Below are 16,838 nucleotides of genomic sequence, written 5' to 3' on the forward strand. Positions count from 1 at the left end.
CTATCATTGTATTTATTCTCAAAGAGAAAACTTAACTTTTTGGTGCATCTTTAACGCAATCGGCTGTTTTGTTGTCTCTATCTTGGCTTAATCGGCAACCAGTATTCCATGTAGCTTTGGGAGCTTTTAGGGTCGTAATGGGGTTCATAAACTTCTAATTCGTAGCCTGAAATCCCATCGTAATCCGACTCTGGAAGCCAGCGATGGATAAACCACTCAACGGCTTGTTCAACCGCAGCTACTTTGCCATGAACGGGAATCACGGCGTATTCTTGCGACGGCACATCAATGGTGTCATACGTGTTTTTAGATTGGCCTAAATACCCTGCCCAGTAACACATCTGGTCTGGGTTCTGAGGATGGTAATGTGTGTCTATGATGCCGATGGGTTGAGCGGTAGGAGCGAAATATTCGTTCTTTGTATCTATGGTTTCCCAAAGCTGTGGAACACGCTCTATAAAATCTGGCGTCGAAGAAAATGGTCCGTGTATCCAACCATGCACACCATTAAGCTGGAAAGCATCGCGACTTTCGATTCGAATCTGAGTAAAGGCTTTTGGTTTGTTGCCAGCCTGAGTCTTTTCTGTCCGGTATTGTAAGGGTGTGCGCAGACCTTGGCGCTTTCCTCTTAGACGGTATTCACGAGGCGTGCAGTTAAACATGTTTTTGAAAGCGCGACTGAAGCTAATTTCTGAATCAAAGCCACATAATATGGCAATGTCTATATGTCTTTTTTGGCTCGAAAGTAACAGTTCTGCGGCTTTGCTTAAACGTAATTCTCTTATGTATTGCGCGACGGTGAGCCCTGTTGCTTCTCCAAAGACTCGTTGAAATTGCCAGCGGGACCAACAGCTTTTTTCAGCCAGACTTGCGACATGAATAGATTCATCCAAATGCTCATGAATGTAGTCTAAAACTTTTTCAATGCGAGTGAGTTTGTGTTGCAGAGGCATAATGTTCAAATATATAAATAATAATGATTATCATCTAATTTAGGCGTCATTGCCAATGCTTGTGTAGCAATTTGGCTATCGTTTTCATAAAGCATTATTTGACGTAAATTCGCTTGTCGTAGTAACCGATCTATTTTCACTGGGTGTCTATTAATTAATCAAGTTGCATGATTAAATAAAATTATGCTCGTTTATTCTGACGGACTCGAATTGTTAACCTCTCCCTAGGTTCATTAGGTTGTTTCAATCCCCAAAAAAATAATATGGATGCAGCTATGAAAGAATTAGCGCGTACCGCCACTTATTGCTCGATGTTTGTGGCAGCAGGTGCTGTGAGCGGAATACTTGGCCCAAGTCTTATTTACCTTGCTGATTTGATTCATGCTTCAGTGGCTGAAATCTCAGTCGTCTTTGGTGCACGAGCCATCGGCAATATTCTCGGCGCTTTGTTGGCAGGACGCATGTTCGACCGCTGGCAAGGCCATCATTACTTGATTCTTATGTTGGCACTGGTGATTGTTGGACTGGTATTGGTGCCCTTTTCTATTAATTTGCCGATGTTGGTGGCTTTATTCTTTTTGCTTGGCGCCGCGGAAGTCTCCGTCAATGCGGGTGGCAACATGATGATGCTGTGGCTACACAAAGAAAAAGTGGGTTCTTATGTGACCGTACTTCATCTTTGCTACAGCACAGGCTGCATGATTGCGCCTTTAGTGTTGGTTTTCAGTGAGTGGATGGGCCAAAATTATGGCGTCGGTTATTGGCTGTTGGCGTTGTATGCTCTACTGCTGCCCTTCTTATTATGGCGTCAACCGAGTCCACGCTTCAAAGCTCGTGAGAGTGAAGTGGTACCGGAAGCAAAACAGAAAGCAACGTTTCTGGCTTTTTTAACTGTGATCTTTGTGTATGTGGGTTTTGAGATCACGATCGCGGGTTGGATCAGTACCTATGGTATTTTGATGGGCGAAGGCCAAAACCAAGCGGCGGTGCTGGTGTCTTGGTTTTACGTGAGCTTGTCACTTGGGCGTTTAGTATCGGTGCCGCTATTACGCTGGATACCGTTGCAGCATGGTTTATATGGGCTGATCTTTTTTAGCATTATTGGTTCTGTACTTATGTTTGCTTTCCCTGATCTTTCTCTTGTTATTGTTGCTCTCTGGCTTGGCCTTGGGTGTTCTGCGATCTTCCCCATGTTGTTTGCCTACGCCAGCAGCATTATGTCTTTGAATGGAAAGCGAACGGGATGGATTTTTGTATGCTGCGGATTAGGTGCGTTGGTTGCGCCTTCATTGACGGGTCCCATTATTGATGCTTTTAGTGTGTCAGCCTTTCCCGTGGTGTTGATTGTGTTGGCGTTACTGATGTGGGTAAGCTTTCGTCGTTTAGAAAAAATGACTACTTAGGAAGGCTTAAATGTAAACAAGAGTAAGTGTTCACTTACTCTTGTTTACATTGTTATTGGTACTTGTGAAGTGTAGCAACAGTAAAGGCAGCAAGGTCGGTATAAATGTCGAAATAGAAATCGATGCTCTTGTATTGCGTCTCACGGCCTTTTCCAGTCAACACTAATACTGGCGAACAGCCGCGCAAGTTTCCTGCCTGAAGGTCTCTCAGAGAGTCTCCAACCATAATCGCCGGGCAGTCTTCGAAAGAGACACCTAACTGTTTTTCAATGTTTTCAATCATGCCGCTTTTGGGTTTTCGGCAAGTACAATTATCGTCTGGGCCATGAGGACAATATTGAATGCCTGAAATGGTACCGCCTTCTGCTTCGACCAGTGCCGTCATTTTATCGTGCATGGCATGCAATGTTGCTTCGTCGTAATAACCACGCGCAATGCCAGATTGATTGGTGACAACAAATACTTTAAAGCCCGCTTTTGACAATGCGGCAATGGATTTAATACTACCGGGTATGGGTTGCCATTCGTCAACAGATTTGACGTAGGCATCAGAGTCTTGATTGATGACGCCGTCTCGGTCTAACAAAATGATGGGTTTAGGTTGCGTCATGAAAGTACCTTAATGATGAATCTAGATAATGAGTGTGGCTATTTGTGTTCACCGATATCAGCGAAGATGGCGTTGCGACAAGTAAGGCTAAGGTCTTGTGGCGCGAGACCAATATCCAAACCTCGTTGTCCGCCGCTGACGTAAATTTTTTCAAGAGATTGTGCGCTTTGGTCTATGCAGGTCATGAGGCTTTTTTTCTGGCCAATAGGACTGATACCGCCAACTAAATACCCTGTGAGGCGTTCGGCTTCTTTGACGTCGGCCATGCGTAATTTTTTTACCCTGAGTGCTGATGCGGCACGTTTTAAATTTAACGTGCCGGTCACCGGTACAATGGCGACAAAAAATTGTTTATCGTCACTGACTAATAAGGTTTTGAAGACATCAGCAGGATCAAGATTTAGCTTTTGAGCGGCCTCTTCGCCAAAGTTAGAGCAATGTGGATCGTGCTCATATTCATGAATACTGAACTCGATCTTTTGTTTCTTTAATTGATTAATAGCCGGTGTCACCTTTGCTTACCTCTACTTTTGCCAAAACATTGGCGTGAATAAAACCAATAAAGTAAAGACTTCCAAACGGCCCAACAGCATAGAAAAACACAACATCCATTTAGCGGAATCACCAATATTAGTATAGCTGGCCGCTACATCGCCTAATCCCGGACCAAGGTTATTTAGTGTCGCGGCGACTGCTGACCACGCCGTTACTTGATCCAACCCTGTTGCCATCAAGCCAATCATTAAGACAATATAAACCAGCAAATACGCAGAGAAGAACCCCCATACGGCCGACACGACTCTTTCTTGAACCGCCTTGCCGCCGACTTTAACGGGAATAACCGCATTAGGGTGTATCAGACGTTGTATCTCACGGATGCCTTGTTTGAGGATCAATAGAATACGAATAACCTTCATACCGCCGCCAGTCGAACTGGCACAGCCACCGACAAATGAGGTGACGATTAATAAGAAGGGTAAAAAGTGTGGCCAGCTAGAAAAGTCTGACGTGCCGAAGCCGGAGGTGGTCGCGATAGACACACTTTCGAACACCGCATAACGCAGTGATGTGTCCCAGTCATAAGTCGAGGTCATGGCCAGTACCAGCGTGGAAAGAATGACGGTGCTGGAAAGAATCAATAAAAAGAAACGTGCTTCAGGGTCTTTGAAATAGTGCCAAACGCTTTTGTGACGCCAAGCGTAAAAATGCAAAGCAAAGTTGAAGGCCGACACAATCATAAAGAAGGTGCAAATCATCTCGATGGCGACACTGTTGAAGTAGCCGATGCTGTCGTCGTGAGTCGAGAAGCCGCCAATGGCGACGGTCGAGAAGCTGTGACAAATGGCATCGAATAAGCTCATACCAGCAATCCAATAACCTAAGGCACAAACACCCGTTAGCGTCGCGTAGATGTACCAAAGCGCTTTGGCTGTTTCGGCAATACGTGGCGTTAGCTTGGTGTCTTTTACCGGTCCTGGTGTTTCGGCACGATAAAGCTGCATACCACCGATGCCTAACATTGGCATGATAGCAACAGCCAATACGATGATCCCCATGCCGCCTAACCAAGTGAGTAGTTGTCGATAAAACAGAATGGACTGCGGTAGATCGTCAATACCTACAAGGATAGTTGCCCCTGTTGTCGTGAGACCCGAGATGGATTCAAACAAAGCGTCAGTAAAGGACAGGTCTGGATTTTCTGCTAAGAAAAAAGGCACAGAACCAAATAATCCCAGCACCGTCCAGAACAATACTGTTACTAAGAAGCCGTCGCGAATTTTCAATTCTCCACGCTCGTTACGAACGGGAAACCATAAAAGAAAGCCGCCTAATAAGTTCACGCCAAACGCATAAAGAAACGCATTAAGTGCACCATCAGAATAAATCAGAGAAACGATAATGGGCGGGATCAGCGAGACACTGAATACCATTACCAATAATCCAATGACACGTAAAATGACACTAAAATGCATACTTACTTCCTAGAACCTGATTTTTCTTTTATCAGGCCATTGTTAAAAATTCTGGCGAAAACCGTGCTTGGCTTTTTACTGGTATTACTTTTTGTCTTATTTTTTTGCTCTAACAAGAGTCTCATTAAAAGAAACTTAAACCCACTTGAAAGAGCTGCTCTACCGCGGGAATTTGTTTTTTATTCGTCACAAAGATGATCACGTGATCTTCTGCTTGAATAACCAATTCGCTGGTGGCGATGATCATATCGTCTTGGCGAACAATGGCACCGATTGTTGCACCTTCAGGCAAGTTCAAATTAGCGATGCTTCGACCGACTACTTTTGAGGAACGATAATCTCCATGCGCCACCGCTTCCAATGCTTCTGCTGCGCCTTTTCGCATCGAGTGAACATTCACCACGTCACCGCGTCGAATATAGCTTAATAGCGAACTGATAGTGGTTTGTTGAGGCGAGATGGCAATGTCGATCATGCCTTCTTGCACGATATCGACATAAGCAGGATTGTTAATAATCGTCATAACAGTACGAACGCCCAATACTTTTGCCAGCATGGACGACATGATATTCGCTTCGTCATTGTTGGTCAGCGCACAGAAGACGTCGGTGGATTCGATGTTTTCTTCAAGCAGCAACTCTTGTCTAGATGCATCGCCATTTAGGACAATGGTGTTATCCAATGTCTCGGATAAATAGCGGCAGCGCTCAGGGTCTCGTTCGATGATTTTGACGCGATATTCTTTTTCGAGACTTTGTGCCAAGCGCTCACCTATGTTGCCACCGCCCGCAATAATAATGCGTCGATAAGGTACGTCCAACGGACGCAGTTCACTCATCACATCCAGTACGTCACGTTGAGCGGTCAGGAAAAAGACTTCGTCGTTGGCTCGAATATAGGTATTGCCATCAGGCGAAATGGATTTTCCATCACGATAAATTGCCGCGATACGTGTTTGAATGGATGGCATGTGCTCTTTCAAAAAACTGATGGGTTGGTCGATTAAAGCCCCCCCTTTTTCAGCCTTAACAACGACGAGCTGTACTCTGCCTTCGGCAAACTCCATAACTTGCAAAGCGCCGGGGTAACGAATCAATCTGCTAAGGTGTTTCGTCACCTCTTTTTCAGGGCTGATTCGAACGTCCATAGGTAAGGCTTGATCGCTAAATAGCTCTGGGTATTTGGCATAAGCGCTTGAGCGTATACGACCGATTTTAGTGGGCGTCTTAAATAAGGTATGAGCGACCTGACAAGCGACCATATTGGTTTCATCTTGGTTGCTCACCGCGATCAGCATGTCGGCATCATTGCAGCCGGCTTGCTCTAATACATCTGGGTGTGAGCCACTGCCTTCCACCGTTTGAATGTCGAGACGATCTTGCAATTCTCTAAGGCGGGCTAAATCTGTATCAATGACGGTAATATCGTTATCTTCACTTGCTAGGTTTTCTGCAAGTGTGGCGCCTACTTGGCCCGCACCTATAATGATGATTTTCATAGTCTGCCTTAGAGCGTTATTGGTTTTTGGCTCTTTGTTAAGTTTGTTTATTCAATTATCAAAGTGAGTCGTGATGTCTGATCAAGTGTGCATATTTTTGCTTTAATCACGTAGTGCAAGTTTACCCACATAAAGACAATTATTTAACTTGAACTTGAGAAATACTCGGAATTAATTTCGTTGGGTTTTTAATTAAGCTTCTTTATTAGTTTGAGCGTTATGAAACAGAGAAAACAGTCTATTGGGGTCGTATTAAACTAGAAAGTGAAACGTAAAAAAGCCCAGTCAACTGTGTTCCATGTGAAACAATTGACTGGGCTTTTATTGAAAGTTGCTTATGTATTATAGATTTATGTGGTTCAGTCTGTGCCTATATTTTTTGAAGCAGGCAATAATAGAACCCATCGTGACTTTCTAGGCTAGGAAATAACTGGCGGCCATGGCTGACAGGAATCCCCCACTCTAGTGCGAAGTCTGCTGCTAGCGTGTTTAATGGAACTTCTGCCGCGTCTTTTTGAGTTTCAAGAAAGCGCTGAATTTGCAGCTCATTTTCTTCTGGCATTAAAGAGCACGTTGCGTACAACATAAAACCGCCAGGTTTTAGTGTCGTCCAAACATGATCCAGAATGTCACGCTGAATACTAACCATCTCATCAATGTCTGCGGGTTTGCGATTAATTTTAATATCTGGGTTACGACGAATTACGCCGGTAGCAGAACAAGGTACATCCAACAGAATCTTGTCAAAATGTTCGCCATCCCACCAAGCATCCAATTCACCAGCATCGGCGCAAATTAGCTTAGCGGAATAGTTAAGGCGCTCAAGGTTTGATTCAATTTTTTCCATACGCCAAGGTTCAAGCTCCACCGCGGTCAGTTCGACGTCGTCGGCTTTTTCTAGCAGGTGTCCTGTTTTACCACCCGGTGCTGCGCACGCATCGAGTATTTTATCTCCGGCTTGTGGCGACAATATATATGCAGAAAGTTGTGCGGCTTCATCTTGAACGCTAACAAAACCGTCTTCGAAATTAGGTAACTCTGCAACACGAACTGCATTTCTTAGGTACAGCGCGGCGCTTGAGAACTCACCTTCTGTTGATTTTATCCCTTTTTCCATTAGCGTCGCTTTGTATGTTTCACGTGAAACGCGACTCTCATTCACTCGTATACACATTGGTGGGTGCGTGTTGCTTGCTTCTATAATTTCTTCAAGCTGATCTGGCCAATGTTTGTTAAGCCGCTTAACCAGCCATTTTGGATGGTTGTATTCAATGGATGGCATGGCTTCTAATAGTTCAACAATGTCATCGGCCTCACGTTGATAGCGGCGAAGGACTGCGTTCATTAGTTTGGTTGCCCAATCTTTATTAAGCAATCTACAGGCTTCAACCGATTCATTAACCGCCGCATGGTCTGGTGTGTTCATGTAGGTCAACTGATACAAACCCAAAAGCAGCGTTGCGTATAGATCTGTGTCCTTTTCTTCAAAAGGGTGTTCTAACAAATGCAATGCGATGCTGTTCAGTTTTGGATACTGACGGCAAACACCGAAACACAGCTCTTTTAATAGAGGGATGTGTTCGCTAGCAACATCCAATTGATGGCGAGCGAGTTGTGTGCTGAGCGACCCTTGCTGAAGCAAAATGTTGCTGATGACTTCAATCGCCACTTGGCGAGCACTGTGCTGAATAGAGGTTGTGTCGGATGACATAGTATTTTTTTGACTCATAATGGTTGCTCGATAAGACCAAGGCGTTGGCCAATTTCTAAGGCCGCTTTGTGTTTTCCATTGAGCGCATCTTTAACTTTCATGCGCTTGCCGCCGGCAAATTGAATGTCTGTGATCAGGATAGAGCCTTGCCCTGTGGCCACGATTACCCCTTCTTTACTGACAACTAAAATATCGCCAGGCGTGGAAGCTTCATCGCTGACGCTTGCAATGTGCGCGGCATGAATTTTCATCACGCCCGCAAGACTGTTTGTGTAAGCCACGGGCCAAGGCGATAAACCACGGATTTGACGCTCAATCAATTCTGCCGACGCAGACCAGTTTATGTTCGCTTCTTGCTTGGTGAGTTTTGCGGCGTAGCATGTCAGGCTGTCGTCCTGTACTTCTGGTACGAGTGTGTTTGCTTTCAGCATTTCCAGTGCTTCGATTAAGGTGTCGCCTCCAATCATCGCTAAGCGGTCATGTAAGGTTGCTGAGGTGTCTGCTGGTTTTATATCGCAAAATGCTTTTAGCAGCATGTCACCCGTGTCTAAACCAACGTCCATTTGCATGATGGTAATGCCTGTTTCGCCATCACCTGCTATTAAGGCTCGATGAATCGGTGCGGCACCGCGCCAGCGTGGTAACAATGAAGCATGTACATTTATGCAGCCCAGTTTGGGCGTATCTAATACGGTTTTTGGCAAGATGATACCGTAAGCGGCAACAATCATGAGGTCAGCGTTAAGCTCAGCCAGTTGTGCTTTGTCTTCATCTAGTTTGAAATTCAGCGGCTGAAACACAGGAATGTTATTCGTCAGCGCAAGTTGTTTGACTGGGCTTTGTACTAGCTTTTGACCACGACCTGCAGGACGGTCGGGTTGGGTATAAACGCCGACTATGTCATATTGATTGGCCGCTTGTTTTTCAAGAATGGCCTGTAAGCTGGCAGCAGCGAATTCAGGTGTGCCGGCAAAAACAATACGCAATGGAGATGTTGGCATAAAGGTTCCTTAACAAAAAATCAGGCCAAAGCCTGATTTTAAAAATACTTGTATCAATGATCTAGACGTTCAAAAGGTCTAGTCGTGTCTAAAGCCGGATTGCTTAGCCTTCTTTTAGGGCTAATTTATGGGCTTTTTCTAGTTTGCTTTTAATGCGATTGCGCTTCAACGGCGACAAATAATCCACCATCAATTTGCCATCAAGATGGTCCACTTCATGCTGTACACAAACGGCCATCAACTCATCCACTTCCATTTCAAAGGGATTGCCATGGCGATCAAGTGCTTTGACTCTGACTTTGGCTGCTCGATAAAGGTGTTCATAGAATCCAGGGACAGACAAACAGCCTTCTTGAAATTCGTTAGGCTCATCGTCCAATACGTCAAACTCTGGATTTATAAAAACGATTGGGGCGTTGCGTTCTTCGGAGAAGTCCATCACGACAAGGCGGTGATGGTAATCCACTTGCGTAGCGGCTAAGCCCAAACCATTTTCGTCATACATGGTGTCTAACATGTCGTCGATTTTAGTTTGCAGCGCGTCAGTGAACTGGGTAATTGGCTTCGCAATTTTGCGTAAGCGTTTATCTGGGTATTCAAGTACGGTTAATACAGTCATGATCTTTTCCACGATGTGTCTTTGTTCATGAGTGGAGACGCTCTCTCCTACTCTTTTCATTCTGTCTATTGTAACGCAACTCTGTCTATTGAGCAGTCTTCTCATGGCGGTTTTTTGGTCAATATGATTGAATGGCATCTATAGCCACAGTCTATTGAGGCTTAGTTTGGTATTTTAAGTAAAGCATTGGGCAAGGAAAGCTCAGTTTTAAATGAGACGATTACTGTCTCGTCATCCGGATAAGCAAGGAAGCGTTTTGTTATGGATACATCTTATGCTGCAGGTCTAACTCAAACCGATTGGTTATGCCTTAGTTTTTTATCGGGAATCGGACCTGCTCGACTATCTCGCCTTTATACCTACCTAACGCAATTCCAATCAGATACATCACAGGATCAAACGGAAAAAGTATCGTTGTTTGAAGCGGATAATAATCCCCCCGACATCATTTCGTACGATGTATTGCGAGCGCTAAAATGGCCTGAGGTAACAGCGCGTCAGGCAATGGATTACCTATCCACGGGCACATTAACGGAGCAGCAAATCATCAAGCGCGATCAATCCTTGGCGTGGTTGGCGGAACCGCATCATTTTTTAGTGCTGCAAGAAGATCTATGTTATCCCAGTGAATTGAAAGAGATTAGCGTGGCACCTGCTTTTTTGTATGTTGAAGGTGATCGAAACGCTTTGGCTTTGCCTAAAATCGGTATTGTTGGAGCACGAAAATGCACTCGCCATGGTCGGGATATAACCTTTCAGCTGGCCGAACAATTGGCATCTCGTGGTATTTGTGTGGTCAGTGGTGGTGCTATTGGCATTGACACTGCTGCACATCAAGGTGCTTTGCAGGGTAAAACAACACCAACCATAGGCGTCATGGGAACCGGTTTATTGCACCACTATCCAACTCAAAATACCGCATTGTTTGAACAGATTGTAGAACAAGGTGGTGCTTTGATTAGTGAATACCCACTAACGACAAGTCCGCGCCCTCACCTCTTTCCGCCACGAAATCGAATCATCAGTGGTTTGAGTATGGGTGTGCTGGTCGCTGAGGCATCAATTAAAAGTGGATCATTGATCAGTGCCAGTTATGCCGTGCAGCAAAACCGAGATGTGTTTGCTTTGCCTGGCCGTTTGTCAGATAAACAGTCGGAAGGTTGTCATCAGCTTCTTCGACAAGGCGCAACCTTGGTTCGTAATGTCGATGATATTCTTGAGGAGTGCTCTGCAACGTCATTGCTATTTGAAAATACCGCAATGGCAGAAGATAAAACGACAGAGCGAGTTGTCGGACCCAGAAAAACGCCACTTCACGGATCACTTCATCAAATACCTAAGACAGCATCCGAAGGCGCAAAAACGTTGGTGACGGTTTTGGAAAAAGAAGCAACGGCAATGGATTTTGATGCCTTAATACGCCTTACACAAATGAATGCCGGCAGGATGATGCAGGCGTTAATGGAACTGGAACTGTCTGGGTGTATTGAGAATCGTGAAGGGCTTTACGGGCGTTGCTGATTTTACTCTCTATAAAATCAAATGTAGCTAATAAGAAGAGACGCTAAGTAGGCGCCTCTTCTTCACTTTTAGGTTAGTCTGAACCACTAAATATATCGTGCTTTAGTTGCTTAATATCACGACGCTCTTTTTTATTTGGCTTATGGTCCGTCATGATTCGACCACCGAAGGATTTGTTTTCGAGCGCGCGTTTTTCGCGTTTCTTAATTGACTCGGCGGTTTCTTCATACAAGAGTTGTGCTTCTGGCGCGCCACGACGTTGTCCACTAATGGCTATGATTTTCAGCACCTTTTCATCCCAGCCAGCTCGTATACCAATCAAGGCGCCTATTTCCACATTGCGACTGGCTTTCCCCTTGCTGCCGTTATAGGACACCTTGCCACCGTCAATGGCTTCTTTGCAAAGTGAGCGAGTTTTATAAAAACGTGCGGCCCAAAGCCACTTATCTAAACGAACGGCTTGTGGTGCCGACTGCTTTTCTGGTTTACTCATAAGGAATACGTTGACCCTATTCTGTTGTTATATTTGAGGCTGTTATGCAGGACATTAGTAAACACCCAATTTTCCAAGCTCTTCAAAAAATAATACACGATGCCGCCGATGTGATCATGGACATTTATCAACGTGCCGATTTAGGTATTGAGCAAAAAATGGATGATAGTCCAGTGACGGCTGCTGATCTAGCTGCACACAAAGTGATTCTAGCAGGTTTGCAGGCGCTTACACCGGATATTCCAGTCTTGTCCGAAGAAGGCGTCGTTTCGTTCGAGGAGCGCTCTGGGTGGCCTATGTTATGGATTGTCGACCCATTGGATGGTACCAAAGAATTTATTAAGCGAAATGGCGAGTTCAGCATCAACATAGCCTTAGTCGAAAATGGCGTGCCTATTTTAGGTGTTGTTTACCTACCGACCACAAGCGAAGGGTATGTTGGTGTTACTGAATCGTGGAAAGACTTACCAGTTGGTGCGTTCAAATGGCAAGGCAATGAATTTGAAAGCATTAAACTTCGCGATCCGCGTGATCCGATTATTGTCATGACAAGCCGCAGCCATGGCCCCGCCCTACCTGCCGATCTAAAAGCGACGTTAAAGTTGGCTTATGAGCAAGTTAGAGAGTTACCTAAGGGCAGTTCAATAAAAGGCTGTCGAATTGCAGAAGGCATTGCGGATTTACATTTACGTCGTGGACCGACCAGCGAGTGGGATACGGCGGCCCAGCAAGCGATAATCGAAGCCGCTGGCGGTATGCTCGTTACGCCAACGGGACAACCGTTTCGCTACAATCAACGTAAAACATTACTTAACGGACACTTCTTTGTCTCTGGGCCTGAACTCGCCCCAAGCGTTATTGACTGGTATAAAAAACAAGACTAAGGCGATTGGCTTAGTCTTGTTACCCTTCTCTTTTCCTTTTCAGTACTCACTCATCTTTTGTGTCACGTGAAACAATTGAACCTATGCACTTAACTTTCCCTAGTATGTAAACCACTGTTTAGACGCTTAACAATGCGTTCTTGAGCGCGTTTTAAGAAATCATTTTGCAGTGGCTGAGTGAAGGACCTGGCAATGGCGACAGTGCCAACTAATGACACCACCGTTTCTTCCGCTAAGGCGTCGGCGTCTTGGCTACCGCGCTTTTTCAAAATTCCCGCAAGACGTTCGACTAAACTGTCGAAGCAAGCTTGATAGGCTTGGCGAACTTTTTCTTCTGTGTGTGCGGCGTCCGTCACTAAAAATTCCAATGGAGACGGGTGTTTTTTATCGCTTTTACTCCAGCTCAAATAACGCGAGACGAGCGCTTTTAAATGCGTTTCTTTGTTCTCGGTTTGCTTGTCATCGCGAGCCCAAAAAGCATGTGACGTAGCGAATTGCATCGCGGCTTCGTACAAACTGCTTTTCGCTGAAAAATGCGCGTAGAACGCCCCGTGAGTCATGTTGGCTTTTTTCATGATCTGTGTGAGCGTGACGCGATCAAAACCGTGCGAGCAGAACAACTTAGCCGCGGCTTGTAAGATGCGTTGGCGAGTCTGTTCTTTGTGCTTTGGTGTGTAAGGCATGTTTAGTCTCCTAAACGTAATCTTTGTCTGTCGATTAATACTCTTCGAACGACCCCTTTCTTTAATGACATTGTACAAGGGGGTTTTAATATTATCTTGATCATATATAGACTCACTCTAGCATGGGGACTTTCTTTCTGCAGAAACTTAAGAGGGTTTTCTCATGTCGCTTAAAGACCGAATTGTTATTACAGGAATGGGTTTGGTGTCGCCACTAGGTTTGGGCGTGGCATCGGTTTGGGATCGATTGATACGAGGTGAGTCCGGTATTCGATTATTACCAACCACACTGTCCGATGGTTTGAACACACACATTGCTGGACAAGTGCCAAGTCACACGGAGCAGGACAATGGTTTGAATGAATCGGACTATCTGTCACCAAAAAATCGTAAGCGTGTAGATCTGTTTACATTATTCGCTTTGGCGGCGGCCGAAGAAGCCCTAACCCAAGCGAACTGGCAACCAACAACAGAAGAAGATCAGCAAGCAACGGCGACCATCATCGCAACCGGTATCGGTGGATTACCAACCATCACCCATGCGCAATCGGTATTAACCAATCAAGGCGCGCGTCGATTATCGCCTTTCACTGTGCCAGCGTTTCTTGCCAACCTCGCGGCAGGGAATGTATCGATCAAATATGGTTTTAAAGGACCGATTGGTACACCGGTGACAGCGTGTGCTGCGGGCGTACAAGCGATTGGTGATGCGATGCGTCTGTTGCGTACGGGTGAGGCGAAAGTTGCCTTGGCTGGCGGTACAGAAGCTTGTATCGATCCATTGTCTCTGGCTGGGTTTGGTGCATTGAAAGCATTATCGACACGCAATGACGATCCGGCAAAAGCGTCTCGTCCGTTTGATAAAGACCGAGAAGGGTTTGTGATGGGCGAAGGTGCTGGCTTGGTTGTGCTAGAAACCCTCGAACATGCGTTAGAGAGAGGCGCAACGCCGTTAGTTGAAATCGTGGGTTATGGCACCAGCGCAGACGCGTATCATCTAACTTCTGGGCCAGAAAACGGCGAAGGCGCAGCGCGTGCGATGCAAACGGCATTGACTATGGCGGGCATTACGGCGGATAAAATTGGGTATGTGAATGCACATGCAACGTCTACACCTGTTGGTGATCGTGGTGAAATCAATGCACTACGACGTATTTTTGGTGAGAAAATTAGTGACGTCGCCATCTCTTCAACAAAATCTGCGACAGGTCATTTGCTCGGCGCCGCGGGTGGCGTTGAAGCCATTTTTAGTGCTCAAGCATTAAGAACGGGTACGTTGCCGCCGACCTTGAATCTACACGAACCTGAAGAAAGTATGGCGGACTTGGATCTTATCCCATTGGTTTCACGTGAAAAAAGCGTTGAGTATGTACTGTGTAATGGCTTTGGTTTTGGCGGTGTGAACGCGGCGCTGATTCTGAAACGTTATTAGGTTTTAGAGAAACTTTGGATAGAAATATAACAAAGCAAAGAATGAAAAAAGGCGGCTTACCGAGCTGTCTTTTTTTATGGCAGTCAATTTTATTTAGCCATCCATTTGTTTGGCAACCAAGTTACCCGCTCTGGAAGCATCATCACGATACTCAATACGAGTAGCCTCAATAGTACAAATCCGCTAAATTCACCTATTTAGCGCAGGCTCATAATAATAAAATATGTTTAGATGATAGATAATAAATGGGAGCAATAATGAGTCTAAAAAACTACTCACTGGGGCAAGTCGGTGATTATGAGATTAAACAACTAAAAGTCTTTAAAATCGTGGTGGATTGCGGTGGGTTTTCAGCGGCGGAGACGTCTCTTAATATTGGTCGATCGACGATTAGTTTGCATATTTCTAATTTAGAAGCGCGTCTTAACCTTGTTTTGTGTAAGCGTGGTCGAGGTGGTTTTTCTCTTACCGAGGAAGGCGTCATTATTTACAAAATGACCGAGAACTTACTCGAATCTCTCGATACGTTTCGAACGACGGTGAATAACTTAAACGCCAGCTTAACGGGTAAGCTTCGTCTTGCTCTCTCTGATAAAATCAGCCTTGATCCTCGTAGCCACTTTCCTGAGCTCATCCAGCGTTTTTCTAATGAGGCACCAGAAGTTCTCATTACGACTAACGTCTCTTCGATGTCCAATATCGAACGCATGATACTAAACGATGAAGCAGACATCGGCTTTATACCGTACCACCGTAAACTAGATGGTCTGAGTTATGTTCATTTATACCGTGATGACTGTTACCTCTATTGCGGTAAAGATCACCCATTGGCAAGCATGTCATCTAAAGACCAAGAAGCTCAAGCAGATCAATACCCTGCCACCCATGCTGGCTTGAAACCACACGAAGCCGTTAGTGAGCAAATTTCACACATGAACCTCACCGCTATTTCCTATTTTTATGACAGCCGATTAGCGTTGATTTTATCGGGTAAATTTATTGGTTTTCTGCCAGAGCATTATGCTCACTCTTATGCAGAGACAGGCGATATTGTTGCGGTGGCACCGAATGATCGTTCTTACACACTTGGCGTCGCCGTTATCTGTAAGAAAACGACGCAGCCCAATAAGCCTCGTGAGTTGTTTCTCAAAGTATTGCACCAAACCGTAGAAGAATTAATTGTGGCTCCGTATTAGCCGTAAAATCGAGTATAATTGTTTTTTAGTTTGTCTATAAAGACGCTTTTGATTTCATTATGAAGTCATTGCTTGTCTTAATTCCATGTATCAAGTGAGGGTAGAAAATTGGCTCAAAAGAGGGCTGTCGTACGTCAAAGTTTGCCTGATGTCATCGCGACTGATTTGCGTAATCGAATTTTGTCTGGTGACCTAGCAGAAGGTGATCTTATTCGACAAGAATTATTAGCTGAAGAATATGATGTGTCTCGAATGCCGGTTCGAGAGGCATTGAAACGGCTTGATTCAGAAGGGCTGGTTGTTTTTATCAACAATAGAGGCGCAACTGTTACAAAGCACTCATTGGCTGAAATCGCTGAATTTTTTGATGTTAGGATTCTCTTAGAAGTTGATCTGCTTAAAAAATCCATACCATTAATGGACGAGCACCACTTTGATCAGTGCAGTGAACTGCTCGATGAAATGGAAGCATCATACGCCGCTGGAAATGTGGCTGACTGGGGGCCATTAAATGCGCAATACCACGCCATGTTGTATGAAGCGGCTAATCAAAAGCTGACGATGCAGTTGCTTGAACGCGTCAGTATGCAGGCCAATCGGTATGTCAGCATGCATATTGATCAACTCAGAAAAGCAGATAACGCTGAACATGACCATCGCTCTTTATTCAATCTAGCTCGTTTGCGTGATGTTGATGGCGCTGCAAATCTATTGAGAGCCCACCTTGAGAATACCAAGCAACAAATACTAGAGTTGATTGCAGCAACACGCTCTAAATAATCCATTTTGTGTTAACTGAATACTGTTGCTAAGGAAAGGCAGCGCTATTCAGTCCCCTCTTTATTGTCTACTTTACTAGTG

At 45.0% G+C, this 16,838-nt stretch carries 16 protein-coding genes; 6 read left to right on the forward strand and 10 right to left on the reverse strand.

Features of this window, described 5'->3' with window-relative positions:
• Positions 1-77: 77 nt before the first annotated feature.
• On the reverse strand, positions 78-953 hold the full coding sequence (locus tag M3I01_RS17640) for an AraC family transcriptional regulator (RefSeq protein WP_255897250.1): 876 nt from the start codon (positions 951-953) through the stop codon (positions 78-80).
• A 275-nt stretch (positions 954-1,228) separates the two neighbouring features.
• Here M3I01_RS17640 and M3I01_RS17645 point away from each other — a divergent pair, with 275 nt between their 5' ends.
• Positions 1,229-2,356 (forward strand): MFS transporter, encoded by a 1,128-nt coding sequence (locus M3I01_RS17645; protein ID WP_255897251.1) that lies wholly within the window; start codon positions 1,229-1,231, stop codon positions 2,354-2,356.
• A gap of 52 nt (positions 2,357-2,408) precedes the next feature.
• On the opposite strand, the gene gmhB is transcribed toward M3I01_RS17645, so the two are convergent.
• The 7 genes from gmhB to def all read right to left on the reverse strand — a co-directional run bounded on the left by gmhB (position 2,409) and on the right by def (position 9,768).
• Positions 2,409-2,966, reverse strand: a complete 558-nt coding sequence (gmhB, locus tag M3I01_RS17650; RefSeq protein ID WP_255897253.1) for a D-glycero-beta-D-manno-heptose 1,7-bisphosphate 7-phosphatase — start codon at positions 2,964-2,966, stop codon at positions 2,409-2,411.
• A 38-nt stretch (positions 2,967-3,004) separates the two neighbouring features.
• Positions 3,005-3,478 carry a Cys-tRNA(Pro) deacylase gene (ybaK, locus tag M3I01_RS17655; RefSeq protein ID WP_255897254.1) on the reverse strand — a complete coding sequence of 158 codons (474 nt, stop codon included), beginning with the start codon at positions 3,476-3,478 and terminating at the stop codon, positions 3,005-3,007.
• A 12-nt stretch (positions 3,479-3,490) separates the two neighbouring features.
• A complete protein-coding gene (locus M3I01_RS17660) occupies positions 3,491-4,939 on the reverse strand; it encodes a TrkH family potassium uptake protein (RefSeq protein ID WP_255897256.1) in 1,449 nt (482 codons plus the stop codon).
• A gap of 124 nt (positions 4,940-5,063) precedes the next feature.
• Entirely contained in the window at positions 5,064-6,437 is a 1,374-nt protein-coding gene (trkA, locus tag M3I01_RS17665) for a Trk system potassium transporter TrkA (RefSeq protein WP_275565218.1), read from the reverse strand.
• A gap of 370 nt (positions 6,438-6,807) precedes the next feature.
• Positions 6,808-8,166, reverse strand: a complete 1,359-nt coding sequence (gene rsmB, locus M3I01_RS17670; protein ID WP_275565219.1) for a 16S rRNA (cytosine(967)-C(5))-methyltransferase RsmB — start codon at positions 8,164-8,166, stop codon at positions 6,808-6,810.
• Positions 8,163-9,149, reverse strand: coding sequence for a methionyl-tRNA formyltransferase (gene fmt, locus M3I01_RS17675; RefSeq protein ID WP_255897259.1), 987 nt, complete (start codon positions 9,147-9,149; stop codon positions 8,163-8,165). Before fmt ends, rsmB begins: the two co-directional genes overlap by 4 nt.
• Before the next feature lie 103 nt (positions 9,150-9,252).
• The gene (gene def / locus M3I01_RS17680; protein ID WP_255897260.1) at positions 9,253-9,768 is read right to left on the reverse strand and encodes a peptide deformylase; all 516 of its coding nucleotides are present in this window, start codon (positions 9,766-9,768) and stop codon (positions 9,253-9,255) included.
• 261 nt (positions 9,769-10,029) lie between these two features.
• Between def and dprA the strand changes: the two genes are divergently transcribed.
• Positions 10,030-11,289, forward strand: a complete 1,260-nt coding sequence (gene dprA, locus M3I01_RS17685; protein ID WP_255897261.1) for a DNA-processing protein DprA — start codon at positions 10,030-10,032, stop codon at positions 11,287-11,289.
• Between the two features lie 73 nt (positions 11,290-11,362).
• Here the strand turns inward: dprA and M3I01_RS17690 are convergent, their stop codons facing one another.
• Positions 11,363-11,782: an RNA-binding S4 domain-containing protein gene (locus tag M3I01_RS17690; RefSeq protein WP_255897262.1), complete on the reverse strand. Its 420-nt coding sequence runs from the start codon at positions 11,780-11,782 to the stop codon at positions 11,363-11,365.
• 44 nt (positions 11,783-11,826) lie between these two features.
• On the opposite strand from M3I01_RS17690, the gene cysQ reads away from it, so the two are divergent.
• Positions 11,827-12,666: a 3'(2'),5'-bisphosphate nucleotidase CysQ gene (cysQ, locus tag M3I01_RS17695; protein WP_255897263.1), complete on the forward strand. Its 840-nt coding sequence runs from the start codon at positions 11,827-11,829 to the stop codon at positions 12,664-12,666.
• Between the two features lie 89 nt (positions 12,667-12,755).
• On the opposite strand, the gene M3I01_RS17700 is transcribed toward cysQ, so the two are convergent.
• Positions 12,756-13,349 carry a TetR/AcrR family transcriptional regulator gene (locus M3I01_RS17700; RefSeq protein WP_255897264.1) on the reverse strand — a complete coding sequence of 198 codons (594 nt, stop codon included), beginning with the start codon at positions 13,347-13,349 and terminating at the stop codon, positions 12,756-12,758.
• A 163-nt stretch (positions 13,350-13,512) separates the two neighbouring features.
• On the opposite strand from M3I01_RS17700, the gene fabF reads away from it, so the two are divergent.
• From fabF to M3I01_RS17715, 3 genes are all read left to right on the forward strand, one after another.
• The gene (gene fabF, locus M3I01_RS17705; protein ID WP_255897265.1) at positions 13,513-14,781 is read left to right on the forward strand and encodes a beta-ketoacyl-ACP synthase II; all 1,269 of its coding nucleotides are present in this window, start codon (positions 13,513-13,515) and stop codon (positions 14,779-14,781) included.
• Positions 14,782-15,038: 257 nt separating this feature from the next.
• The gene (locus tag M3I01_RS17710) at positions 15,039-15,977 is read left to right on the forward strand and encodes a LysR family transcriptional regulator (RefSeq protein WP_255897266.1); all 939 of its coding nucleotides are present in this window, start codon (positions 15,039-15,041) and stop codon (positions 15,975-15,977) included.
• A gap of 108 nt (positions 15,978-16,085) precedes the next feature.
• The gene (locus M3I01_RS17715; protein WP_255897267.1) at positions 16,086-16,757 is read left to right on the forward strand and encodes a GntR family transcriptional regulator; all 672 of its coding nucleotides are present in this window, start codon (positions 16,086-16,088) and stop codon (positions 16,755-16,757) included.
• Positions 16,758-16,838 lie beyond the last annotated feature (81 nt).

The organism is Marinomonas maritima (assembly GCF_024435075.2).
Taxonomy (GTDB): domain Bacteria; phylum Pseudomonadota; class Gammaproteobacteria; order Pseudomonadales; family Marinomonadaceae; genus Marinomonas; species Marinomonas maritima.